A 24001-nucleotide genomic window follows, 5' to 3' on the forward strand; every position below is an offset into this window, starting at 1 on the left:
ATACCTAAAGTGCGGTGAAAAAATTTTTATTTTTCACCGCACTTTTTTACACCGGAATTACTCCCTATTTAATAAAAATACACCCTGTTCAGAAAAATGCACATAGGCTTGTTTTAAATCACCGTTAAACTGCTCCGGGCGGCTGTTGACCAATAATTCTTGTCCGTGCCATTCGGCAACAATTTCCCAATGATTGCCCATATACACCGCACTTTTAATTGTGCAGCGTTGAGCTTCACCGCCTTCGGTTTTAAGTGTAACGGCTTCCGGTCGCACACCGACCATACATTCACCGTCGACAATATTAAAGTGCGGTGCATTTTCTAAAGAAAATTCATAACCGTTTACGTTCACTTTATTTTGTTGCAAAATTGCAGGGAAAATACTGGATTCGCCCATAAAGTTGGCTAAAAACAATGAATTAGGTTGTTGATACAACGTTTTCGCCGGAGCTTTTTGCATGATTCTGCCTTTGTTCATCACTATCACTTCATCGGATACCGCAAACGCTTCCGTTTGATCGTGGGTCACATAAAGAGATGTAATACCCAAACGCTGTTGTAATTCGCGGATTTTTTCCCGCATTGAACGGCGTAAGTTGGCATCCAAGTTACTCAAAGGTTCATCAAACAGTAACACTTTCGGTTTCAACACCAAGGCGCGAGCCAATGCCACCCGTTGTTGTTGACCACCGGAAATTTGATCCACAAAGCGATCTTCAAATCCGCCCAAATCCACCAACTCCAAAGCCTCTTTTACTCGTTGTTGGCGTTCTTCTTTGCCCACACCCTGCATTTTCAAACCATAGCCCACATTATCACCAATGCTCATATGCGGGAACAACGCATAAGATTGGAAAACAATACAAATATCGCGATGTTGAATCGCCGATTTCGTCACATCTTCACCGTCAATAAAAATTTGACCGGAAGTCGGGTTCTCCAGACCTGCCACCAAACGCAATACGGTGGTTTTACCGCAACCGGACGGGCCTAGCAATGTCACCATGGTGCCACGTTTAATCACTAAATCCAAATCGTCAATCACCACGGATTTACTAAAAGCTTTAGTGATATTTTTTAATACTAAGAAATTATCGTTTTGAGACATATTTATTTACCTTAATTCAAATATTCTGTGCCTACTTTCGGTGGACAATAAATGCCCCCTACGGATCAGTTCATTTTTTTCGCTTTGGAACGAGAGATACGGGTATCGCCCACCAACCAGTCGAATAATAAAATAATACTCATCATCACTACGATTAAAATTGAACCGTAAGCAATGGCTACACCATATTCGCCGTCTTCTACACGGTTTAAAATATAGGCGGTGGCAACGCGGGTATCGGCGGTAACTAAGAAGATAATCGCACTCACCGTGGTCATCGCACGCACGAAACTGGTGACCAACGCGGATAATAATGCCGGTTTCAACAATGGAAAGACGATAAACCAAATGGTTTTAAAAGAGCTGCCTTTAAGAGATAAAGAAGCTTCGTCCAAAGATTTGTCCAACTGTCCCAGCCCCGCGATGGCGGCACGCATCCCAATCGGCAAATCACGCATGACCATAGAAATAATGATGATAATTCCTGTGCCAGTGATATACATCGGAGCATCGTTAAAAGCGAGAATATAAGACACCCCGGCAACGGTTCCCGGCACGGCAAAGCACAACATGGTTAAAAATTCCAAAGTTTTTTTACCCTGAAAATCTTTACGCACCACAATATACGCAATCAATAAGCCGAAAAGTGCGGTCAATGGTGCGGCAATTCCTGCATAAATCATGGTGTTGATCAATGACGGCCAAGCCCCGTCGCTTAAACCTTGTCCGAACAGCATTTGGTAGTTATTTAAAGTAAAGGTGTAATCCACGCCCCAGTTCACGGTAAAGCTGCCATAGAAAATACTGCCGTATAACACCAAATTGAATAATACCCAGAAACCGAGCAAGGCAATAATCGCTGATTTTAATCCGCCCGGCAGATCTTGCACGTCACCGCGATAGGATTTACCGGAAACCGTGACATAAGATCGGTTGCCAATCCACATATATTGCACGACGAAAACCAATAAAGAGAAAATCAATAACATAGAACCCAATGTACTGGCAGAAGCATAATCCAGTTGCGAACCGGCGATATAGAAATAGATTTGCGTAGCAATCACGTCAAAACTACCACCCAATACCAACGGATTACTGAAATCGGCCAAAGATTGGATAAACACGATCAAGAATGAATTTGCCAATGCAGGACGCAACAACGGGAAAATAATGTTATAGAAAGTTTGATAACGATTCGCCCGCAGTGTGTAAGAGGCTTCTTCAATGGACGGATGAATGGATTTCAATGCACCGTCTAAAATCATAAAAGAAATGGGGGCGAATGCCAAAATCTGTGCAATGGCAATACCGTTAAAACCGTATAACCAGTTATGCTCTTTAAAGCCGAAATAAGTATCTAAAAATTCCGTGACATAACCGGAACGTCCTAACATCAATGTTACGCCAAGTCCCACTACAAACGGCGGTGTTACGATAGGCAAAATCGAGAAAATTTTACCGATAAATGCCGTGCGTTTGGCTATGCGAGTGGTATAAAGCGCAAAAGCCAAACCAAAAAAGGTTGAAACCAATCCCACAAAACCGGAAAGCAATAAAGAATTGGAAATAACCCGAACAATATAGTTTTGATTTAAAATTCGCCAAACTTGCTCCGGTGAAAAAGTATCGCCGTCATAAAACATTGATACAAAAATGGCCAGAGTCGGATACACGATAAAGAAAAAGATCAATAAAATAATTGCCAACAATGAAGCAATAATAAATTTATCCCCTTGCATCACCTTCAGTTTTGCCAAAGAAAGTGTGGCAAGCGCGCTCAAACTAGTGATTAAAATAATCACCGAATAGCCCATACTCACTTTATAAATCGTGGCGGTAACAAAAGAAAATACCGCAATAAAAGCAATCAGTGCCAATTCAAGTTTAGCTTGTTTTTCCGTAGAAAATTTGCCGAGCGGAATAAACCAAAATAATGCCAATAAAGCAAACCATAGCCAAGTTATATTGGCTGACGACCATCCCATCGCCTCCCAAAATTCATCGGCCGTGGACTCTAATAATCCGTAATCCAGTGCCATAGAGGGCAAAACCAAGAAGGCTAAAAAAGCCAACAAGATCCAAAAATTTGTTGACTGAAATAGAGAATTTTTTGCGGAATTCATACTACCTCGCAGTAAATAAAATAATAAAAGTGCGGTCGTTTTAAAAATTTTCTTAAAATGTACCGCACTTGCTTAAAAAAGTTTATTTCGCCAATTTGACCTCATCAACCCATTTATTGATCAAACGCTTACGTTCATCTGCCGCACCGTATTTTTCAAAATCGTAGTTGATTAAATTAAGTTTGCTCGGGTCGAATGCCACCGGCGATTGTTCAGCAGTTTTATTGATTAAAGTCTGTAAAGATTCGCCTTTTTTCCATGCTAATTCCTGGCCTTCTTTAGATAGCACAAAATCCACAAATAATTTTGCATTATCTAAGTTGCGAGCACCTTTCAGAATACTCACGCCGCCTAATTCATAACCAGTACCTTCGCAGGGTACTATCATTTCCAATGGTGCACCGTTTTGTTTTTCAAGTGCGTAATCGTGTAAGAAACCGATACCGACTGCCGCTTCACCGCGAGCGGTATTGCGGGACGGTGTAACGCCCGATTTTGTATATTGCGAAATATTCGGATGTAATGCTTTGAAATAATTGAAAGCTTCATCTTCCCCCCACAATTGGGTAAAGGTGGCAATAGCCGTATAAGCCGTACCGGAACTTTGCGGATCAGCTATTTGGATCTCACCTTTCAGACGCGGATCCGTTAAGTCTTTCCAGCATTTTGGCATTTCAGTAATACCGAGTTTTTTCAAACGTTCCGTATTCACCCCAAATCCTAAAATTCCCATATATACGGCAGAACTATAATTGCCTTTCATTTTTGCCGGATCTTGGAAACGTTCGACGATTTGATCAACATTTGGCGAGCGATACGGTTGTAATAATCCTAATTCACCTGCTTGAGATTGCGGATCCAATGTGCCGCCATGCCATACATCCGCTTGAGGGTTATTTTTTTCCGCTTCGATTTTTGCGAAAGTGCTACCGGATCCATTACGAATAAAAGATGTTTTTACATCATATTTCTCACCAAAAGCTTGAGTTACCGTTTCACACAGAATATTCGTGGCACTACAATATACAACCAACCGCCCTTTGGCTTCCACCGACTGTGCTGTAAATAGTAAACCGCCTAAAAGAGCGGTCGAAATTGCAAAAGAAATGCTTGAACGCTTCATTAAAATACTCCTTGTCCATTAAAAAACGGTATTATTTTATGGCGATACATAAAAAATTTCTGTGAGTTAGCTCACAAAAACTATTTAATTACTGCTAAATGTTCAATTTTTATTTATAATCTAACAACTTTATCAATTATTTAGAGGTTATATGTTAAATCAGCCCGCTTGCATTATTATTGCCATTGCCGGCGCTTCCGCATCAGGTAAAAGTCTGATTGCCTCCACCGTATATAAAGAACTGTGCGAAGAGCTCGGCTGCAAAGAAATCGGCATTATTCCCGAAGACAGTTATTATAAAGACCAAACGCATTTAGCCTTTGAAGAACGTATCAAAACCAATTACGATCATCCGAATTCAATGGACAGAGATTTATTGATCGAACATCTGCGGGCATTGAAAAAAGATCGGGCGGTGGATATTCCCGTGTATGATTATGTCACGCATACCCGCACCGGCAAATATCAGCATTTTGAACCGCGGAAAATTATTATTTTAGAAGGTATTTTATTGCTCACCGACGAACGCGTGCGTAATGAAGTCAATATTTCCGTGTTTGTAGATACGCCGTTGGATATTTGCTTTATCCGCCGTTTACAGCGGGATATGCAAGAACGCGGGCGTTCAATGGAATCCGTCGTGGAACAATATCGTGCCACGGTACGTCCGATGTTTTTACAATTTATTGAACCGTCTAAGCAATATGCCGATATTATCATTCCGCGCGGTGGTAAAAACCGTACGGCAATCAATATGTTGAAAGCACAAATTATGCATTTGCTAGGCAAAAAATAAGGATAAAAAAATGAGATTATGCGATACCGATATTGAACGTTATTTAGATGACGGCAAAATTGCCATTGAACCTCGACCAAGCAATGATAAAATCAATGGCGCTACCATTGATGTACGCTTGGGCAATTCTTTCCGCGTATTCCGCGAACACTCCGCACCTTACATTGATTTAAGCGGGCCGAAAGAAGAAGTGACCGCACAATTGGAATCCGTGATGAGTGATGAAATCGTGATCCCTGATGATGAAGCCTTTTTCCTGCACCCCGGTGCGTTAGCGTTGGCAACAACCTTGGAATCCGTTAAACTGCCTGCCAATATCATCGGTTGGTTAGACGGTCGTTCATCATTGGCTCGCTTGGGATTAATGGTGCACGTTACCGCTCATCGTATCGATCCGGGTTGGGAAGGTAAAATCGTGTTGGAATTTTACAATTCCGGCAAATTGCCGTTGGCACTACGCCCGAATATGGTCATCGGCGCATTAAGTTTTGAAGTGCTCAGCGGTGAAGCTGCACGCCCATACAACCGCCGCCAAGATGCCAAATACAAAAACCAGCAAAGTGCGGTAGCAAGCCGTATTAATGAAGATAAATAGGATTTGATTATGTGGAAAAAGCTCGCTCTTGTTATTGGGATTTTGCTCGTTGCAACAGCGGGTTTTTTGTATTATTTAAAATCTACCTTAGAAACTAAAGTGATTGATTTTGCCCGTCAACAAGGTATTACTTTAGCGGCTGAAAATATCGAATCCGATTTTTTGTCACAAAAATTACGCCTGAACAATATCAATTATAAAATCGGCAATATCGAATTGGAAAATATCAACGCAGAATTTTCAGGTATCCGCATTGAAACCACTCCGAATCCTAAAGTAAGTGCGGTAGAAAATAAAATAATTTTTAGATTCAACAACCGCTCATACAAGATCAGCCTGGCGAAAATCGCTTTGACACAACAATCTAAATCACATTATCAAATTGAAACCGAACAAACTCAAATCAATCAATCAACTCGATTTGATTTAAACGGCGAGCTCACCAAAAAGAATTTTATTTTTCAAATCAAAGAAAAAAATAACGGTGAACTTAAAATCACACAAAATAATCAAACTACACAAATTAGCGGGCAAAATATTCCGACCAATTTAATTCAAGCCATTTTAAGCGCGCCCACAATGATTGATGGTATCAGCAATTTTAAGGCTGATATCGAACGCCGACAAAATCATTATTTAGGGCGAATTAATATTCAAACCAAAGACGGCGTGATGAACAACCTGAATTTATTAGAAATCGTCGCTCAGCGCCTACCGATTAATTATCAAAAAGACGAATTGGCACAAAAAAATATCAATACTAAATTTGATTTAATGGACAGCGAATTTACCTTTACCGATAAAAAAATTAACGTGCAAAAAAGCCGAATCATAACCAAAGATCTGGTGGGATCAGGCGAAGGAGAAATGGATCTTGATTCCATGCAGTGTAATTTTATCATCAACCTGCAAACCAAAGATCCTAAATACGCCAAAATCACACTCCCGCTCCGTTTCTACGGTGACTGCCGTTCACCGCAGTATAAAATCGAAATCACCAAAGATTTTCGTGATGGATTGAAAAAGATGTTGAAAGAGAGGTTAAAATAAGAAAAATTTGGATCGGTATTTGCCGACCCAATATACTACTTCACACTCCCAATACAATTCATCACTCGTTTATCGGAAATCGGGTATTTTGTGCCCAGTTGTTGGGCAAATAAACTCACCCTCAGTTCTTCGATCATATAACGGATTTCCTTCACATCGTCAGAGTGCGGTTTAGATTTCGGCAATTTTGCCAATAGTTGTTGATAGGCTTGGGTGACCTGCTCTACCCGTAACATTGATGCCCGATCACGATTGACATCCTGTGCCAGTTTATCAATACGTTTGTCGATGGCGTTAATGTAACGGTGTAAATCCGGCAGGCGAGCGTAGCCAGTTTTTTCCGCAAAGCCGGGATAAATCAATCCGCTGATTTGCGTTTTGATATCCGACAAGGCGAACGCCATTGTGAAATCCATTTTGCCTTTTAACCGTTTGTTGATGTCAAAAGTTGCCGTTAAAATTCGTTCCACTTGTTGAGCAATATCCATCGTCACATCGTTGAGATTTTCACGCACAAAATCCCGCAATTTTTCAAAACCTTGCTCGTCCCATACTACTCCGCCGAAATCCGCAATCAGCTTATCTACCGCACAGGCGATACAGTCGTCAATCAATTCCAACACCTTGCCGAACGGAGCGAAATAAAGACCCAGTTTGGATTTATTCGGCAGTTTTTCGTGCAGATATTTAATCGGCGACGGCACATTAAGCAATAACAAACGGCGTAATCCTTGTTGCATTGCCACCGCCTGCTCAAATTCCGTTTCAAATAACTTAATGCCTACCGCATCTTTTTCATCCACAATGGCGGGATAGGCTTTCACCGTAAATCCACGTTTTTTCTGTTCGTAAAATTGCGGTAAGCTGCCAAAATTCCAAATATGAGCACCGCTTTGTTCAATGCCGTCATCCGCCACCGCTGAAATACTTTCCTGTACTTGATCTTTCAGTTGGAATTTCAATAGATCCAAATCTCCGCTTTCGGCAATTTTTCTGCCTTTATCATCAATCACCCGAAAGGTCATTTTCAAATGACTCGGCACTTGTTCCCAACTCCAACTTTCCGTATCCACACTCACACCCGTCATTCGGCGAAATTCGTGGCTTAATGTTTCCGTTAGTGGTTTATCCGTGGATGTAACACGACCTAAAAACGCATCGGCGTAATTCGGAGCAGGCACAAAATTTCGTCGTAAGGTCTTTGGTAAAGATTTGATTAAAGCAATAATTAACTCATGGCGTAAACCTGGAATTTGCCAGTCGAAGCCTGTCATTTCCACTTGATTGAGTAACGGTAACGGAATATGTACGGTCACGCCATCCGCTTCAGTACCCGGTTCAAACTGATAACTGAGTTTCAGTTTCATATTGCCTTGATGCCAGAAATTCGGGAAATCCAGTTCGCTTACCGTTCCCGCATTGTCTTTAGTTAAGAAATTCTTTTCAAAATTCAGCAATTCCGGATCTTGTTTTTGTGCCTTTTTCCACCAACTGTCAAAATGCTTTTGTGACACCACATCCGTGCCGATACGTTGATCGTAAAATTCAAACAAAGTACGATCATCCACCAAAATATCGCGACGGCGGGATTTATGCTCTAAATTTTCAATCTCTTTAATGAGTTGTTGATTTTGCAGGAAAAATTTATGCTTGGTATGCCAATTACCTTCTACCAACGCCGACTGAATAAAGATCTCTCGGCTCACTGTCGGATCGATACTGCCGTAATTTACCGATCGATTCGCCACAATCGGTACGCCGTATAAACTCACTTTTTCATCGGCAATCACTGCCCCTTGGGATTTCGACCAGCGTGGTTCGGAATAAGAGCTTTTAGTGAGATGTTTCGCCAGCGGTTCGATCCATTCCGCTTCAATATCCGCCACCATTCTCCCCCACAGCTTGCTGGTTTCTACCAACTCGCCCGCCATCACCCATTTCGGCTGTTTTTTGAATAACACGGAATTGGGGAAAATAGCAAAATGTGCGTTTCTCGCCCCTAAATATTGTTGTTTTTCCGCTTCTTTTTGTCCGATATGAGAAAGTAATCCGCTTAAAAGTGCGGTATGAATTTGCTCATATTTTGCTTCTGTGGAATTAATCGGCAATCCCATTTCCCGCACGGTTAAACGGATTTGCTGATAAATATCCTGCCATTCACGCACCCGCAAATAATTTAAATAATCCTTTTGGCACAAACGGCGGAACTGATTTTTAGCCAGTTCTTTTTGCTGAGTTTGCAGATATTTCCATAAATTCAAAAAGGCTAAAAAATCGGATTTTTTATCTGCAAAACGGCGGTGTTTGTCGTCGGCAGACTGCTGTTTTTCCTGCGGACGTTCTCGCGGATCCTGAATGGAAAGGGCGGATACGATAATCATTGTTTCGTGTAAACAGCCTTGTTCTACCGCACTTAACAGCATTTTTGCCAAACGGGGATCTACCGGCAACTGTGCCAAACGGCGACCGTCTTGCGACAGGCGTTTATGCCCCTTGGTATCAAATGCGCCTAATTCTTCCAACAGTTTGATACCATCCTGAATATTGCGACGATCCGGGGCATCTACAAAAGGAAAGGCTTCAATATCATCCAAACCCAATGCGGTCATTTGCAAAATCACCGATGCCAAATTGGTACGTAAAATTTCCGGATCGGTAAATTCCGGGCGGTTGTTAAAATCATCTTCCGAATACAAACGAATACAAATGCCTTCGCTCACCCGTCCGCAGCGGCCTTTACGCTGATTAGCCGAAGCCTGCGAAATCGGTTCAATCGGCAAACGTTGCACTTTAGTACGATAACTGTATCGAGAAATGCGAGCCGTGCCGGGGTCGATAACATATTTAATATTCGGAATAGTCAGCGATGTTTCCGCCACGTTAGTTGCCAGTACAATACGGTTTAAATTGGACGACTGAAAAATACGATTCTGCTCTTGTGCCGATAAACGGGCAAAGAGCGGTAGGATTTCGGTGAATTTTAGCTCTCGTTTTTCCAATGCTTCTGCCGTGTCGCGAATTTCACGCTCGCCGCTGAGGAAAATCAAAATATCGCCACGGCCTTCCGCTTGCAATTCATCCACCGCGTTTAAAATGCCTTGCAGTTGATCTTGTTCTTCGTCTTCCACAATGGGACGATATCGCACTTCCACCGGATAAGTCCGTCCGGACACTTCAATAATCGGGGCGTTATTAAAATGCTTGGAAAAGCGTTCCACGTCAATAGTCGCCGATGTAATGATTACCTTTAAATCAGGACGACGTGGCAATAGCTGTTTCAAATAACCGAGAATAAAATCATTGTTGAGGCTGCGTTCGTGAGCTTCATCGATAATAATAGTATCGTATTGATTTAAATAACGATCTGTTTGAATTTCTGCCAGCAAAATCCCGTCGGTCATTAATTTAATGCGACTGTCTTCACTCACTTGATCGCTGAAACGCACTTTATAACCCACGATAGAACCCAGTTCCGTTTGCAATTCTTCCGCAATACGGGTTGCCACCGAACGGGCAGCGATGCGTCGCGGTTGGGTATGACCAATCAAGCCTTTGGTGCCTAATCCCAATTCCAAACACATTTTCGGCAACTGCGTGGTTTTGCCCGAACCGGTTTCCCCTGCAATGACGACCACTTGATGTTGCTGAATGGTTTTCAAAATTTCATCACGACGTGCAGACACCGGTAGATCTGGATAAGTGATTTTCGGCATTGAATTTTTCCGATTTTCCAATCGCACTTTGGCTTGCTGGATATCCAGCTCAATTTCCGTTATCACTGCATTGCGGGATTCGTTATTTTTTATATTGCTTAATCCCTTAATACGGGCAAATAAACGGCGGTTGTCCGTCAACATCACATCGGAAAGCTGTGCAATCAATGCCTTTTGTTCGGAAGTAAAAGGTGTTTTTAGAGTAAATTTATTTTTCATTCTATTTCAGAGCAATTACAAAGAGTTATTTAATAAATAAAGCTAAAATGCCGGCTGCAATCAATGGACCGACGGGAATGCCGCCTAAAAATGAAACACCGATAATGGTGCCGACAATCAAACCGGTGACTAATGTAGGTTGAGCACTCATCAAAGGCACGCCTTTCCCCCCCAACCAAGCGACTAAAATACCCACGGCAATGGCAAACAGCATTTTTAAATTCAAAAATTGGGCGATACTATTAATAGGAATTTTACCTGATACGACAGGAGCGAGTACGCCGATCGTTAAAATAATAATGCCGATTTTCAGACCGTATTTTTCTGCCAGAGGAACATATTTCATCAAGGGTGTTTGTTGCATAATCAATAGCGCCGCCGAAGCAATCGTGATCGACGAATTATGGCTGAGTACACCCAAAACAATGAGCACTACCAGCAATAATGCAATGGAATTAAGTTGAAGTGACATAGAAATCCTTGAAAGTGCGGTTATTTTTTGAAAAGTTTTATAGAATTATAGCAAATTTACAGCATTTGTTGATAAAATAAACCGCACTTACTTTTTATTTTACGTGTTAATTATGGATCTCGCCTTTTTGCTCGGTGCAAAAGTCGCCGAACTTGCTTTAGTGATGTTGGCAGGTTTTGCTTTGGTAAAAGCAAAATTATTGGCTTCTAAGGACAGCTATCCCCTTTCCATCATCGGGCTGTATATTATCAGTCCTTGTGTGATCATCAATGCCTTTCAGGTCAGTTACACACCGGATATTAAACAAGGATTACTGCTCTCTTTTGCAATGGCGATATTTCTGCATATCATTTTGCTTGCTTTGGGACGATTGTTCAAAAAGCTGTTAAAGCTTGATCCTGTGGAACATATCGCAACCATTTATTCTAATTCCGGTAATTTAATTTTTCCTTTAGTAACCGCACTTTTCGGCCCTGAATGGGTTATTTATGCTTGTGGTTTTATTGCGGTGCAAATTTTTCTGTTTTGGACACATTGTCGAATTTTATTATGTGGTAAAAGTGAATTGTCACTGAAAAAAATTCTGATGAATATCAATATTCTGTCTATTATTATCGGATTATCCCTGTTTATTTTACAAATAAAATTACCGTCTTTGATCACCGGTACATTTTCAGCAATCGGAATTATGATCGGTCCGAATGCCATGTTAATTGCCGGCATGCTATTGGCTTCGATTCCAATGCGAATGTTATTAGGTTCAAAGCGGGTTTATTTGGTGACATTACTGCGTCTTATCATTGTGCCGTTCTGTATTTTACTGATAATCAAACCGTTGGATTTTACTCATTGGGTAGCGAATGCAGATAAAATCATGATGATCAGTTTCTTAGCGACTATTTCGCCGGCGGCGGCAACAGTGACCCAAATGGCATTATTATTTAAAAAAGATGCGAATAAAGCCAGTGCGATTTATGGTGTTACAACTGTGCTTTGCATTATTACAATGCCATTGGTGATCGCGGTTTACCAATTAATATAATCGGTTTTAATCGTTTTTCTTTTTGTTGAATTTATGTTATAGTTCGCCCAAATTTCAAAGGGGCTTATCATTCTCATTTGACTCGCCAAAAGGTTTAAATAATGGCAAAACAAGAAGCGGATTGTATCACTTTAGATCTGTTTACCAATGTACCGAAAGTCGGGCGACCGAGAACAAATCCGTTAACTCGGGAACAGCAAATTCGTATTAATAAACGCAACCAACTTAAACGGGATAAATCCAGCGGATTGCGTCGGGTAGAACTAAAATTACATACAAATATAGTTCAACAATTAGAAGAATTAGCAAGCTTACAAAATATCGGGCGAGCAGAACTGATTGAAACAATTTTACAAGATTACTTAAATATTCGGAGCACAGGAAAATAATATGGCAATTGTTGGTGTATTTTATGGCAGCGATACCGGTAATACCGAAAATATCGCAAAAATGATTCAAAAACAATTAGGTAATGAATTAGTTGATATTCGCGATATTGCAAAATCAAGTAAAGAAGATATTGAAGCATACAATTTCTTATTAATCGGTATTCCGACTTGGTATTACGGCGAAGCGCAATGCGACTGGGATGATTTCTTCCCGACTTTAGAAGATATTGATTTTTCTGAAAAATTAGTGGCAATTTTCGGCTGTGGTGACCAAGAAGATTATTCGGAATACTTCTGTGATGCTATGGGAACGGTACGCGATATTATCGAACCACGCGGTGCGACTATTGTGGGTCATTGGCCAACGGAAGGTTATACGTTTGATGAATCCAAAGCCTTAGTGGACGATAATACTTTCGTCGGCTTATGTATTGATGAAGATCGTCAACCGGAATTAACGGCCGAACGCGTAAAACAATGGGTGAACCAAGTTTACGACGAAATGTGTTTAAGCGAATTGGCTTAATCTTATATTTTATAACATAAATCTGTTGAAATTGAGAATCATTAGCCTTAATATATGTAAGGATAATAATTTTACGGCAAAGTAAAAAGGGGCAATCAATATGTCTGAACAAAATATCAAATTGTTGAAAAAAGTAGGCTTAAAAGTGACTGAACCTCGCTTAACCATTTTGGCATTAATGCAACAAAATAAATTACAACACTTTTCAGCAGAAGATATTTATAAGTTACTTCTTGAACAAGGTGAAGAAATTGGTTTAGCGACAGTTTATCGCGTTTTAAACCAGTTTGATGAAGTGGGGATTTTGGTTCGCCATAATTTTGAAGGCAATAAATCCGTCTTTGAATTAGCCCCGCAAGAACATCACGATCATATTATCTGCGTGGATTGTGGTAAAGTGTTTGAGTTTAACGATGAAGTGATTGAAAAACGTCAACGCGAAATCAGTAAAGAGCACGGTATTGAACTTGCTTCACATAATTTATATATGTATGGCAAATGTAGTGATATTGCTAATTGTGAAGAAAAAAAATAACTGAAGCTGCTATAAATAAAAAATAAAGTGGGTAATTGTTACCCACTTTTTTGTCTATTACGCCCTTTATTGCATTCCATCCATAATCACACGCTCAAACAGATCATAATCCACTAAAAATGCATCATGTCCATAATCCGACGCAAATTCATGATAATCCAAATTTACGCTTGCCTGCTCTAATTGTTGCTTACTTTTTCTTAAATCAATGAGTTTAAATAATTGATCATTGCTGATTGAAACCAGTGTATAGCGAGCCTTAATTCGAGAAAGTGCGGTCTTTAAATCGGAAAATCCGATGCTTGGATCATACAGATCCAACGCACGCAATAAGTGCAGATAGGTGTTGGCATCAAAACGACCTAAAAATTTCGTGCCTTGATAGCTCAAATAAGATTCCACCTGAAAATAATCACCCCAATATTGCTTCTCGCTTTTTGTCACTCGACCAAATGCTTTGGCTAACTGCACATCGGTACGATAAGTCAGCATACCCAACATACGGGCGATAGATAAACCTTTGTCGGGATGTTCTCCCTCATAATAATCGCCATTATTGAAATTCGGATCATTGACAATTGCTTGACGCATCACGTGGTTAAAACCGATACCTTCGGCACTCAACGATAATGATGAGCATAAATTCACCACATTGCTCACAAACTCCGGATAATCAATCGCCCATTGAGTTGCCTGCATACCGCCGAATGAACCGCCTACCACTGCTTGCAAATGCGTTAATTGCAAATAATCAATCAAGGCTTTTTGCACCTTTACAATATCTTGCACGGTAATCGCAGGAAAACTGCTGCCATAAGGTTTATGGGTTTGCGGATTAATAGAAGCCGGACCGGTAGTACCTTTGCAACCGCCCAACACATTGGAACAAACAAAGAAATATTTAGATGTATCAAATGCCAAGCCATCACCCATAAAAGACTGCCACCAACCGGACTTTTCCGAAGGCGGAGCAAAATAAGGCTCTGCATCACCGGTAAGGGCGTGACATAGCAACACTGCGTTACTTTTATTCGCATTTAGCACACCGTAGGTTTGATACACCACATCAATATGCGATAACTCACCACCGAAGACAAGCTTGAGCGGTTGGTCTGTAAAAAGCGTAACTTTTTGTACCTGTGTCATTACATATTCCGAGCGATAAAACAACTGATTCGTAAGATGATAAACTACCGTTAGTATAACTTATTGTCAAGAAATTTTAGCCGTTTAGACGGCTAAATAATAAGAGTGTCGCAATTTTGATGGATTTTACCCGCTTTCATCGTTAAAATACTCAAAATACAGACATTTAACAGCAAACAGGAGCAACTATGAGCGGCAAAACCGAACTTCTTTTCAGCAATAACCGGACTGTGCGTTTAAGCGATCCGGGCGAAGAAGGGGCTCAAAGTCATTTATTTGAAACCACTTATATTAGTTTTGAAGCACTGCTAGACGACAACCAAGTCAGCTATGTGTTTACCCGCAAAGTGGAAGATAAAATTGAACAGCAACAATCTTTTACCGATTTAAAAGAATTTTTCAAATTTGCCGGTGATTATCTGGATCCTATTGCACTTGGTTTAATGGGAGTTAAAATCGGCTCTCTAAGTGCTGCTACCAAGTAATTTTTATTCTTAAAATCTCCCAAAAAAACAAGCCGCACTTTGCTTTCACAAAGTGCGGTTAATTTTAGCTTAATTTTACTGTTTATAATGCACGTAAAATGCTATCCACGCTTTCTTTCGCATCACCTAATAACATTAAAGTGTTTTCTTTAAAGAATAACGGGTTTTGAACGCCTGCGTAACCTACGCCCATGGAGCGTTTGAATACCACAACGTTTGCCGCTTTCCATACTTCAAGCACCGGCATACCGGCGATTGGACTGGATGGATCATCCATTGCGGCCGGATTTACGGTATCGTTTGCCCCGATCACCAATACCACATCGGTATCAGCGAAATCTTCGTTGATTTCATCCATTTCCAACACGATGTCATAAGGCACTTTCGCTTCTGCCAATAACACGTTCATATGACCCGGTAAACGACCCGCTACAGGATGAATACCGAAACGCACATTCACACCGCGTTCACGTAATTTTTGTGTGATTTCCGCTACCGGACATTGTGCTTGGGCCACAGCCATACCGTATCCCGGTGTGATGATTACAGAGCTTGCATTTTTCAACATCTCCGCGGTTTCTTCTGCGGAAGTTTCACGGTGTTCGCCGTAATCCTGCTCGCCGCCTGCCTGCACATCATTACCGAAACCGCCGGCAATTACACTGATAAATGAACGGTTCATGGCTTTACACATAATGTAAGACAAAATCGCACCGGATGAACCGACTAAAGCACCGGTTACAATAAGCAATGAGTTATTCAACATAAAGCCTGCCGCCGCCGCTGCCCAACCGGAATAAGAGTTCAACATTGAAACCACAACCGGCATATCTGCACCACCGATGGAGGCAACTAAATGCCAACCGAATGCCAATGCAATCGCTGTCATCACAATTAATGGGAATACGCTGTGACCGTCGCCGTTCACAAAACCGATCATAAATAATGCTGAAATCACTAATGCCGCTAGATTCAATTTATGGCGATGTGGTAACATCAAGGCTTTTGAATTAATAATACCGCGTAATTTACCGAATGCTACGATAGAGCCGGTGAATGTCACCGCACCGATAAAAATCCCTAAAAACACTTCAACGTTGTGGATATTATTCAATACCGCCTGTTCCGCTTCGCTTACGGTCGGATCGATATGGTGCAAACCAAAGCTGTTGAACCCCACCAATACCGCTGCCAAACCAACGAAACTGTGTAAAATTGCCACCAATTCCGGCATTTCGGTCATTTCAACTTTTAATGCACGTTGAATACCTAACGCGCCGCCGATAATCATAGCAATAATGATCCACAGTGTACCGTCGGATTCCGGTCCGAAAATTGTTGCGATTAACGCAATGGTCATCCCCACGATACCGAACCAGCAACCAGCTTTCGCCGTTTCGTGTTTAGACAGACCCGCAAGGCTCATAATAAAGAGGACTGCTGCAACAATGTATGATGCTTGAACTAAACCTTCAGACATTTTTCTCTCCTTAACCTTTTCTGAACATTGCGAGCATTCTTTGAGTGACTTTAAAGCCGCCAAAGATGTTGATACTTGCCACTAAAACCGCAATAAACGCCAACAAATCGATAAATAAGTTACCGGTTGGTTTTGCAATCTGCACTAATGCACCCACGATAATAATACCGGAAATCGCATTGGTTACCGCCATTAACGGCGTATGCAAGGCATGGCTTACATTCCATACCACATAGTAACCTACCACGCAGGAAAGCACGAATACCGTAAATAGGGAAAGGAAAGATGCCGGAGCGGCTGAAACGATCCATAAGAATAATAAGGCTGCAATACCCATTGCACCGTATTTCACTTTCGGATCCATTGATTTTTCTTCTTTTTTCACCGCACTTTCCGCTTTCGCTGCTTGTTTCGGTTGAGCTGAAACCTGAATCGGCGGAGCCGGCCAAGTCACTTCGCCTTCTTTTACCACGGTCACGCCGCGTAATACGACATCTTCAAAATTAATATCGATTTGACCGTCTTTATTCGGTGCTAATAATTTCAATAAGTTGACTAAGTTAGTACCGTATAATTGAGATGATTGGGTCGGTAAACGTGCCGGGAAGTCAGTATAACCAATGATTTTGACTTGATTATCCGTAACAAAAATTTCACCCGGTTTGGTATATTCGCAGTTACCGCCGGTTAATGCCGCCAAATCCACAACCACAGAACCCGGTTTCATTGAGTCCACCATTTCTTTGGTGATTAAACGCGGAGCCGGTTTACCCGGAATCGCTGCGGTAGTAATAATAATATCCACTTCTTTCGCTTGTGCTGCATAAAGCGCCATTGCACGACGATTAAATTCTTCGGACATCACTTTCGCATAACCGTCACCGCTACCGCCTTCTTCTTGGAAATCAATTTCTAAGAAATCAGCGCCCATACTTTTCACTTGCTCTTTCACTTCAGGGCGAGAGTCAAAAGCACGCACAATCGCACCAAGGCTGTTAGCGGCACCAATTGCAGCAAGACCTGCCACCCCCGCACCGATTACCAACACTTTCGCCGGCGGCACTTTACCCGCTGCGGTAATTTGACCGGTAAAAAAGCTACCGAAAGCATTTGCCGCTTCGATCACCGCACGATAACCGGAAATATTCGCCATCGAACTCAAGGCATCCAAGGCTTGAGCACGAGAAATACGCGGCACGGCATCCATTGCTAACACATTGATCTTCTTGGCAGATAATTTTTCCATTAAAGCGGGATTCTGAGCCGGCCAAATAAAGCTGACCAATGTCGCACCTTCTTTAATCAATGCAATCTCCGCATCGGTCGGGGCGTTCACTTTAAAAATAATGTCCGCATTCCAAACATCTTGTACAGAACCCACTTTAGCACCTGCTTCCACAAATGCCTGATCTTCAAAACTGGCTTTAAAACCTGCCTCGTGTTCCACGATCACGTCAAAACCCAGTTTTAAAATCTGCTGAACAGTTTTCGGTGTGGCAGCCACACGGGATTCATTATCCAGCAACTCTCTAGGTACACCAATAAGCATAACGATTCCTTCAAATTGGTTGGTTTATATTTAGGGATCGCAATCCCCTCCTTAATCAAAATCAAAAATGACTGTTTGTAACTCTACCATTTATTGCTTCAAAATTGAAAAGGATTTTTACAGAAATTTACAATTAATTTAATTCATATAACCTGTTGAAGTGCGGTTGCTTTTCCGTTTAAAATTTTGTTAAAAATTTTTTAGCTTTTGAGATAATATTTTATGCAATTACCACTACTTCAATCCGCTACACTCATTCGCCGTTATAAACGTTTTATGGCTGATGTAACCAAACCTAACGGTGATACGCTTACTATTCACTGTGCCAATACCGGTGCAATGACCGGTTGCGGTGAACAAGGCGATACCGTTTGGTATTCTGATTCCAAAAGTACAACACGAAAATATCCCTGTTCTTGGGAGCTGACACAACTGAAAAATGGCCAATTGGTATGCATTAACACGCATCGTTCCAATCAACTTACTTTTGAGGCCTTACAAAATGGAATCATCAAAGAATTAGCGGAATACGATGAAATTCTGCCGGAAGTGAAATACGGCGAAGAAAACAGCCGTATCGACTTTTTACTTAAAAGTGAAGGCTTACCGGATTGCTATGTGGAAGTGAAATCCGTGACATTGCTGAAACACAATATCGGTATGTTTCCCGATGCCGTCACGACCCGCGGACAAAAACATTTACGTGAATTAATAAGCGTAAAACAACAAGGTAAAAGAGCGGTCATTTTTTTCGCCGGATTACACAACGGCTTCGATTGCTTTAAAGTAGCGGAATATATCGATCCCGCTTATGCAAAACTGCTCGAAGAAGCCATCACCGTAGGCGTTGAAGTCTATTGTTATGCTTGCGAATTTGAATTTTCTCTCGGAATTCCTACCGCACTTTCGCTCACCCATGCAGTGCCGCTGATCTGACCAATGAAAAATTTATCAAATAATGTAAAAAAGTGCTTGCATTTATAATTGAGAATTATTATCATTAGCAGCATTCAAACAATAATAGATAATCACTCCAACTTTCAGACGGTTTTCCCCCACAAAGAGCCGTCTTTTCTTTTTTAACACATCATAAAATCCGCTACTTAATCAAATAGCTTGAAAGTTTACGTTTTTTATATAAAATAGCTCAACTTTTAAACCACCATAACAAAGGAAATATTTATGGAAAAGAAAAAACAGGTTCAAACTGTGCAAAATACGCCGGTATATGAACACAATAAAGGTACAATCCGCGATAATGCATTATTTGCACTGGTGCGGGATCCGCTGTTCCGACAACGCATTGAGAAAAAACTGAAAGGCAAAGGCAGTTATCAACGTAAAGCCAAACACGCAAACAACTATTTTGAAAAGCCCGATTATCAACGTTCTGTGTTAGAATTTTAATAATCGGGTTTTTTATTGCGCTAATTTCATCACAAATAAGGAGAATACTATGAAACTCTGGTCATCTACAATGAGTCCTTTTGTGCGTAAAGTTTCGGTGACTATCGTTCATCACAATTTACAATCACAAATTGAAGTGTTAAACACCAAAGCGGCAGATCCTAACGCACCGCATAATCAAGACAACCCACTTGGTCGTATTCCTGCATTGCAGTTACAAAACGGAGAATGGTTGTTCGGTAGTTTGGTGATTTCCGAATATCTCGACAGTATCGGTGAAAATAGCACGCTTTTCCCGCAAAATGAAAGCAAATTTAAGGCACTAGGATTACATTCTCTGGTGGATGGTATTATGGAAAACACAATGCCGATGGCAGTGGAACGCATGATGCGACCGGAATCGGAATGGTGGAACAGCCGTCATCAGCAACTGATCGAACGCAATCAACGCAGTTTCCGCTATTTAGCCGAACGTTTATCCACAATCGGCGAGGATCTCAATATCGGTACGATTACATTAACAGCATTAATCGATTGGTATGCGTTTCGTGAAAATGTGATTGGTTATTCACTCAATGATATTGCACCAGAATTAGTACAATGGGCAGAAAAAATGAACGAAAAATATACCGCACTTTCGGCGACGAAGCCTTGTTAATATTCCTCGCCCGATTGCAAGAGAGGGTGGAGAAAATACAGTGCATTCTTCATTCAGAGGAAGAGGGAAAAAATCCTTTATTCCAACAACTCCTTCCAAATTCTCTGAACAAACGCCCGTTCATCGGCAAATTCCGTTGCAGGCACAACGGACGGTTCGCCTAATAAATTCAAATGATGGATTTTATTGCGTAAACCGGTATAAGCGGCTTTCAGCTTCTCTGAAATTTCGTGAGAAATCACCGCACTTTGCGCCATTATCTCGAAAATTCGCACATTATCCGACCACTTCGCCAACTGCGGATATTGAGGTGCGTTGGCCAGTACTAAATACTGGGCGATAAATTCAATATCTGTAATACCACCACGATCTTTTTTAATATTGAATAAGGTTTCATCTGTACTTGCAAGATGTTCATACATTTTTTCCCGCATTTCCCGTACGTCTTGTTTGAGTTTTTGCAGATCCCGCGGCAATGCCAAGGTAGCTTGGCGGATTTGCTCGAATTGTTTGCATAACGCGGCTTCGCCAAATACCGCGCGACTCCGAACCAAGGCTTGTGTTTCCCATGTCCAGGCTTCATTTTTTTGATAATCCGCAAAAGCAGCCAAACTACTCACTAACATTCCCGCTTCGCCGGACGGTCGCAATCGCATATCCACTTCATACAACACCCCTGCACTGGTATTGATATTAAAAATGCTGATTACTTTTTTGGCTAACCGTAAATAAAACTGCACCGTATCAATGGGACGTTTACCGCCAATAGTTTGGCCGTTTTGCAAAGCATCGTATAAAAACACTAAATCCAAATCGGATTTATAACCCAGTTCCACCCCGCCTAATTTGCCGTAGCCCACCACTAAAAAGCTTCTTTCATTTTCCGCCAAATGATCCGGCACGCCGTGACGGGCGGTGATTTGCTGCCACGCCAAATTCACCACCGCATTGATTATCGCTTCTGCCAGAAAGGTGAGATGATCGCTCACTTTCATCACCGGCAACACGCCAAGAATATCCGCTGCAGCTACACGCAATAAACAGGCCTGTTTAAATTGGCGTAACGCATCAATAAACTGCTCTTCGTCATCTTGTGGCAACCGTAATAAATATTGTTGTAATTCAGTATGATAACTATCAGCAAGCGGTGGATTACGTAACAATTTCGGATCTAATAATTCATCCAGTAAAATCGGATGGCGAGCCACTTGTTCAGCGATCATTTGCGATTCTTCGCACAGTTGCAGCAACTGGGTTAAGGCTTGCGGATTTTCCAACAATAGCTCTAAATAGGTGGTGCGTGTAAGAATTTTATCGATGATATTAAGAATGCGGGGCAATAAAGTGCGGTAGTTTTTATAAAAAAAAATCTGCGGCAATAACAAGGGGATTAATTGTGATAAAATTTTACGCCCGCGCATACCAATCGGGCGACGACCGGTTTCTGTTTTAAATAACTGCAATTTTTCGATGATTTCATCGAAATCCTGTCTGTTGACGTTATTTTCCTGCAGAATCTGCTCAAATTCGGCAGTATCAAAATCCGTCTCTAAAAAATCCTGCCATTCGTTTTCGGCTTCCGTTTCATCCTGTTCCGCTTTATCTCCGAAAAGCGTATCAAAAACCGACCGCACTTTGCGGTGGTGTTCATTCAATACAATATAAAAACCTGCCCAATCGTGAATCGGATAATGCACTGTGACTGTTTGTTGATGTTCGTCCCATTGAGTAAAGGTTTGTGTCGCCAACACTAAACGGCTGCGATTTAATTCGTCTTCCGGTAGGGTTTGGGTTTGCTCGTCATTAATGGCCTGCAACACATTTTCCGTACGGCGCAAGAATAAATAAGCCTGCAATAAATCGTTTTTTTGTTGCGGTGTGATCAATTCCAATTCTGCAATTACCGGCAATAATTTTAATAGCGAATGTTGCTGCAAACGCACTTCCCGTCCACCGCGGATCAACTGAAACACTTGCACGATAAATTCGATTTCCCGAATACCGCCCGCACCGAGTTTAATATTATCCGTCAATCCGCGACGACGCACTTCCCGCTCGATTTTGCCTTTCATTTCCCGCAGAGACTGAATCACGCTGAAATCAATATAACGGCGATAGACAAAAGGCCGCAGTAGCTGACGGAGATATTTTTGATGCGGACAATGGGGATTTTCGCCCAAAATCCGCCCTTTTATCATGGCATACCGTTCCCAATCCCGTCCTTGTTCTTGGTAATAGGTTTCCATTGCGTTAAAACTCAATGCCAATGCACCGTTATCACCAAAAGGTCGCAACCGCATATCCGTGCGATACACAAATCCGTCGGGCGTAAATTGATCTAACGCATTAATCAAACGCTGCCCCAAGCGAGTGAAAAATTTGGCATTATCCACCGTGCGGCGTGCACCGGCGGTTTCGCCGTTTTCCGGGTAAACAAAAATCAAATCGATATCCGATGAAAAATTTAGCTCAAAGCCGCCCAATTTTCCCATTCCTAAAATCAACAGTGGTTGTGGTTCGCCTTTGTTATTGGTCGGCGTGCCGATTTCGGTGGCAAGTGTGGTATATAACCAATCTCTTGCCCCAATAATCAGGCTTTCCGCCAACTGCGATAAACGGATAAAAATCTGCTCCACCGTCGCTAAATTCAGGGTTTGACACACAGATAATTTTGCCATTTCCCGATTGCGGAATTGCCGCAACACGCGATAAAGCTGTTCTTCATCCTCAGTTTCTGCCAACAACGCGTTAAGCTGACTACCATAATTGCCGCAATCTGAAAATTGAATCGGCTTTACCGCCCATTCTGCCAAAAAGTGCGGTTGTTTTTTGCAAACATTTGTTACAAAGTCCGACATTAAAATAGCTTGGGGAATTTGCGGATGTTGGGATAAATCCGTGGAAATAGGCTGTTCTGCCAAAAGTGCGGTGAGATGGGTAAGCGTTTCTGTATTATTCATAATATTTACTGATGGCATTTTTCATACAACGGCAGCAAATCCCGAATAGTCTGCGTGATAAATTCCGCACAATCGGTTTGTGCCAGTTGGTCTTTTTCCAGATTTTTGCCGATACACCAAAAATCATCGGCGGTGCGTAAATTAAGATCGGATTGAATGAAATGCTCGGCAGTTTGGAAATCATCGTATTCGCTGTCGTCGCCACGCCAGAGATCGAAATTTGTATATCCGGCAAAATCAAAATCCGTCAGCCATTGATTATATTGATCCACATTGATTTGCGAGCGATCTGCGCGATAACAATGCCAGTCTAAGCTAACTTGCAAGCGGCGACGGTTAAGCAAAACAGACAAAATCGCCGCGGAATTTTTATGATATTCGTATTTAAAATAAGCGAAAAAATGTGCCCGCACTTGCCATCCGTTGCACCATTTTTCAATATGCGGTTCGGCAAAAGGCGTGCCGAGATTACGGGAAACCTGTAAAATTAAGGCTTTCCACTCATTCCACGCCTGTTTGTAATCCGCTTTGATTTGCAAAATGGTTTCAGGTTGGTATTTTTTTAATTGGGAAAACTGAAAAAACGGAATATCAAACAATTCGCAGGATTTTGCCGTCAGCAT

Annotated in this window: 20 protein-coding genes and 1 pseudogene; 11 read left to right on the plus strand and 10 right to left on the minus strand. The window is 41.6% G+C overall.

All coding sequences use genetic code 11. The features are described from left to right. Nucleotides 1-57 precede the first annotated feature (57 nt). The 3 genes from fbpC to EDC44_RS06620 all read right to left on the minus strand — a co-directional run bounded on the left by fbpC (nt 58) and on the right by EDC44_RS06620 (nt 4356). Nucleotides 58-1110 (minus strand): ferric ABC transporter ATP-binding protein, encoded by a 1053-nt coding sequence (gene fbpC, locus EDC44_RS06610; protein ID WP_131976613.1) that lies wholly within the window; start codon nt 1108-1110, stop codon nt 58-60. Nucleotides 1111-1175: 65 nt separating this feature from the next. Further along, a complete protein-coding gene (locus tag EDC44_RS06615; protein WP_165870235.1) occupies nt 1176-3233 on the minus strand; it encodes an ABC transporter permease in 2058 nt (685 codons plus the stop codon). A gap of 82 nt (nt 3234-3315) precedes the next feature. Next, the gene (locus EDC44_RS06620; RefSeq protein ID WP_131976615.1) at nt 3316-4356 is read right to left on the minus strand and encodes an ABC transporter substrate-binding protein; all 1041 of its coding nucleotides are present in this window, start codon (nt 4354-4356) and stop codon (nt 3316-3318) included. A gap of 151 nt (nt 4357-4507) precedes the next feature. Between EDC44_RS06620 and udk the strand changes: the two genes are divergently transcribed. Genes udk through EDC44_RS06635 form a run of 3 tightly spaced genes read left to right on the plus strand, consistent with a single transcriptional unit; the run spans nt 4508 to nt 6797 of the window. Next, nucleotides 4508-5152, plus strand: a complete 645-nt coding sequence (gene udk, locus EDC44_RS06625) for a uridine kinase (RefSeq protein ID WP_131976617.1) — start codon at nt 4508-4510, stop codon at nt 5150-5152. Between the two features lie 10 nt (nt 5153-5162). Continuing rightward, nucleotides 5163-5747: a dCTP deaminase gene (gene dcd / locus EDC44_RS06630; protein WP_131976619.1), complete on the plus strand. Its 585-nt coding sequence runs from the start codon at nt 5163-5165 to the stop codon at nt 5745-5747. Between the two features lie 9 nt (nt 5748-5756). Next, entirely contained in the window at nt 5757-6797 is a 1041-nt protein-coding gene (locus EDC44_RS06635) for a hypothetical protein (protein WP_131976621.1), read from the plus strand. 35 nt (nt 6798-6832) lie between these two features. Here EDC44_RS06635 and hrpA read toward each other — a convergent pair whose 3' ends face one another. Both hrpA and EDC44_RS06645 read right to left on the minus strand, forming a co-directional pair. Further along, the gene (gene hrpA / locus EDC44_RS06640) at nt 6833-10729 is read right to left on the minus strand and encodes an ATP-dependent RNA helicase HrpA (RefSeq protein WP_131976623.1); all 3897 of its coding nucleotides are present in this window, start codon (nt 10727-10729) and stop codon (nt 6833-6835) included. Between the two features lie 25 nt (nt 10730-10754). Next, nucleotides 10755-11201, minus strand: coding sequence for a DUF441 domain-containing protein (locus EDC44_RS06645; RefSeq protein WP_131976625.1), 447 nt, complete (start codon nt 11199-11201; stop codon nt 10755-10757). Nucleotides 11202-11313: 112 nt separating this feature from the next. Between EDC44_RS06645 and EDC44_RS06650 the strand changes: the two genes are divergently transcribed. The 4 genes from EDC44_RS06650 (at nt 11314) to fur (ending at nt 13693) form a co-directional block, all read left to right on the plus strand. Beyond that, nucleotides 11314-12243: an AEC family transporter gene (locus EDC44_RS06650; protein ID WP_131976627.1), complete on the plus strand. Its 930-nt coding sequence runs from the start codon at nt 11314-11316 to the stop codon at nt 12241-12243. Between the two features lie 101 nt (nt 12244-12344). After that, nucleotides 12345-12632 carry a LexA regulated protein gene (ybfE, locus tag EDC44_RS06655; RefSeq protein ID WP_131976629.1) on the plus strand — a complete coding sequence of 96 codons (288 nt, stop codon included), beginning with the start codon at nt 12345-12347 and terminating at the stop codon, nt 12630-12632. A 1-nt stretch (nt 12633) separates the two neighbouring features. Then, a complete protein-coding gene (gene fldA / locus EDC44_RS06660) occupies nt 12634-13158 on the plus strand; it encodes a flavodoxin FldA (RefSeq protein ID WP_131976631.1) in 525 nt (174 codons plus the stop codon). Between the two features lie 100 nt (nt 13159-13258). Then, nucleotides 13259-13693 carry a ferric iron uptake transcriptional regulator gene (gene fur / locus EDC44_RS06665; protein ID WP_131976633.1) on the plus strand — a complete coding sequence of 145 codons (435 nt, stop codon included), beginning with the start codon at nt 13259-13261 and terminating at the stop codon, nt 13691-13693. Between the two features lie 66 nt (nt 13694-13759). Here fur and metX read toward each other — a convergent pair whose 3' ends face one another. Further along, entirely contained in the window at nt 13760-14839 is a 1080-nt protein-coding gene (gene metX / locus EDC44_RS06670; RefSeq protein WP_131976635.1) for a homoserine O-acetyltransferase MetX, read from the minus strand. Between the two features lie 188 nt (nt 14840-15027). On the opposite strand from metX, the gene EDC44_RS06675 reads away from it, so the two are divergent. Further along, on the plus strand, nt 15028-15324 hold the full coding sequence (locus tag EDC44_RS06675; protein ID WP_131976637.1) for a DUF5377 family protein: 297 nt from the start codon (nt 15028-15030) through the stop codon (nt 15322-15324). A gap of 82 nt (nt 15325-15406) precedes the next feature. On the opposite strand, the gene pntB is transcribed toward EDC44_RS06675, so the two are convergent. Both pntB and pntA read right to left on the minus strand, forming a co-directional pair. Continuing rightward, complete coding sequence (gene pntB / locus EDC44_RS06680; protein ID WP_131976639.1) at nt 15407-16804, minus strand: Re/Si-specific NAD(P)(+) transhydrogenase subunit beta; 1398 nt, start codon at nt 16802-16804, stop codon at nt 15407-15409. A gap of 10 nt (nt 16805-16814) precedes the next feature. Beyond that, a complete protein-coding gene (gene pntA, locus EDC44_RS06685; protein ID WP_131976641.1) occupies nt 16815-18353 on the minus strand; it encodes a Re/Si-specific NAD(P)(+) transhydrogenase subunit alpha in 1539 nt (512 codons plus the stop codon). A 222-nt stretch (nt 18354-18575) separates the two neighbouring features. On the opposite strand from pntA, the gene sfsA reads away from it, so the two are divergent. From sfsA to EDC44_RS06700, 3 genes and pseudogenes are all read left to right on the plus strand, one after another. Continuing rightward, entirely contained in the window at nt 18576-19289 is a 714-nt protein-coding gene (gene sfsA, locus EDC44_RS06690) for a DNA/RNA nuclease SfsA (protein WP_131976643.1), read from the plus strand. Between the two features lie 246 nt (nt 19290-19535). Then, nucleotides 19536-19813: pseudogene (locus EDC44_RS06695) on the plus strand (alternative ribosome-rescue factor A). Beyond that, the gene (locus EDC44_RS06700; protein WP_131976645.1) at nt 19810-20418 is read left to right on the plus strand and encodes a glutathione S-transferase N-terminal domain-containing protein; all 609 of its coding nucleotides are present in this window, start codon (nt 19810-19812) and stop codon (nt 20416-20418) included. Before EDC44_RS06695 ends, EDC44_RS06700 begins: the two are co-directional and overlap by 4 nt. 77 nt (nt 20419-20495) lie before the next feature. On the opposite strand, the gene glnE is transcribed toward EDC44_RS06700, so the two are convergent. Next, nucleotides 20496-23378, minus strand: a complete 2883-nt coding sequence (gene glnE, locus EDC44_RS06705) for a bifunctional [glutamate--ammonia ligase]-adenylyl-L-tyrosine phosphorylase/[glutamate--ammonia-ligase] adenylyltransferase (protein WP_243647915.1) — start codon at nt 23376-23378, stop codon at nt 20496-20498. 5 nt (nt 23379-23383) lie between these two features. After that, complete coding sequence (locus EDC44_RS06710) at nt 23384-24001, minus strand: HI_0552 family protein (protein WP_131976648.1); 618 nt, start codon at nt 23999-24001, stop codon at nt 23384-23386.

The sequence above is a fragment of the Cricetibacter osteomyelitidis genome (genome assembly GCF_004340985.1).
Classification (GTDB): Bacteria; Pseudomonadota; Gammaproteobacteria; order Enterobacterales; family Pasteurellaceae; genus Cricetibacter; species Cricetibacter osteomyelitidis.

Bases quoted from the DNA above. Each gene is read 5' to 3' on its own strand.
- fbpC (WP_131976613.1), bottom strand. From the start codon at position 1,110: ATGTCTCAAAACGATAATTTCTTAGTATTAAAAAATATCACTAAAGCT.
- glnE (WP_243647915.1), bottom strand. From the start codon at position 23,378: ATGAATAATACAGAAACGCTTACCCATCTCACCGCACTTTTGGCAGAA.
- udk (WP_131976617.1), top strand. From the start codon at position 4,508: ATGTTAAATCAGCCCGCTTGCATTATTATTGCCATTGCCGGCGCTTCC.
- EDC44_RS06635 (WP_131976621.1), top strand. From the start codon at position 5,757: ATGTGGAAAAAGCTCGCTCTTGTTATTGGGATTTTGCTCGTTGCAACA.
- metX (WP_131976635.1), bottom strand. From the start codon at position 14,839: ATGACACAGGTACAAAAAGTTACGCTTTTTACAGACCAACCGCTCAAG.
- hrpA (WP_131976623.1), bottom strand. From the start codon at position 10,729: ATGAAAAATAAATTTACTCTAAAAACACCTTTTACTTCCGAACAAAAG.
- EDC44_RS06700 (WP_131976645.1), top strand. From the start codon at position 19,810: ATGAAACTCTGGTCATCTACAATGAGTCCTTTTGTGCGTAAAGTTTCG.
- fldA (WP_131976631.1), top strand. From the start codon at position 12,634: ATGGCAATTGTTGGTGTATTTTATGGCAGCGATACCGGTAATACCGAA.
- EDC44_RS06620 (WP_131976615.1), bottom strand. From the start codon at position 4,356: ATGAAGCGTTCAAGCATTTCTTTTGCAATTTCGACCGCTCTTTTAGGC.
- EDC44_RS06645 (WP_131976625.1), bottom strand. From the start codon at position 11,201: ATGTCACTTCAACTTAATTCCATTGCATTATTGCTGGTAGTGCTCATT.
- ybfE (WP_131976629.1), top strand. From the start codon at position 12,345: ATGGCAAAACAAGAAGCGGATTGTATCACTTTAGATCTGTTTACCAAT.
- fur (WP_131976633.1), top strand. From the start codon at position 13,259: ATGTCTGAACAAAATATCAAATTGTTGAAAAAAGTAGGCTTAAAAGTG.
- EDC44_RS06675 (WP_131976637.1), top strand. From the start codon at position 15,028: ATGAGCGGCAAAACCGAACTTCTTTTCAGCAATAACCGGACTGTGCGT.
- EDC44_RS06710 (WP_131976648.1), bottom strand. From the start codon at position 24,001: ATGCTGACGGCAAAATCCTGCGAATTGTTTGATATTCCGTTTTTTCAG.
- EDC44_RS06650 (WP_131976627.1), top strand. From the start codon at position 11,314: ATGGATCTCGCCTTTTTGCTCGGTGCAAAAGTCGCCGAACTTGCTTTA.
- pntB (WP_131976639.1), bottom strand. From the start codon at position 16,804: ATGTCTGAAGGTTTAGTTCAAGCATCATACATTGTTGCAGCAGTCCTC.
- dcd (WP_131976619.1), top strand. From the start codon at position 5,163: ATGAGATTATGCGATACCGATATTGAACGTTATTTAGATGACGGCAAA.
- EDC44_RS06615 (WP_165870235.1), bottom strand. From the start codon at position 3,233: ATGAATTCCGCAAAAAATTCTCTATTTCAGTCAACAAATTTTTGGATC.
- pntA (WP_131976641.1), bottom strand. From the start codon at position 18,353: ATGCTTATTGGTGTACCTAGAGAGTTGCTGGATAATGAATCCCGTGTG.
- sfsA (WP_131976643.1), top strand. From the start codon at position 18,576: ATGCAATTACCACTACTTCAATCCGCTACACTCATTCGCCGTTATAAA.